Here is a 287-nt window from a genome sequence, read left to right on the forward strand (position 1 = left end):
ACGTTGCCTGCCGCATCGGTCACGGTGATCGTCAGGCTGTGCGGCCCGTCGCTCAGTGTCGGCGTGGTAAAGCGCCAGCTGCCGTCGGGGTTAACCGTGACGCTGCCCAGCAGCGTATTGCCGTCATAGACGCTGAGGATGCTGCTCGCTTCCGCCTGGCCGCTCAGGGTCGGCGTGCTGTCATCCGTGGTATCGCCGAACGCCAGCTCGCCCTGCTGGGCGCCGACGTTATCGGTGACAATAATGCCCGAGGCCGTTTGCGGCGCGGTGGTATCAAGGGTAAACGT

1 protein-coding gene is annotated in these 287 nt (G+C 64.8%); it reads right to left on the bottom strand.

What is annotated here, in order from left to right; all coding sequences use genetic code 11:
• Positions 1-287 (bottom strand): Ig-like domain-containing protein (locus B3797_RS04125; protein WP_311790459.1); only part of this gene is annotated, 287 nt, incomplete at both ends.

Source organism: Pantoea sp. UBA5923 (assembly GCF_002431095.1).
GTDB classification, from domain to species: Bacteria; Pseudomonadota; Gammaproteobacteria; order Enterobacterales; family Enterobacteriaceae; genus Pantoea; species Pantoea piersonii.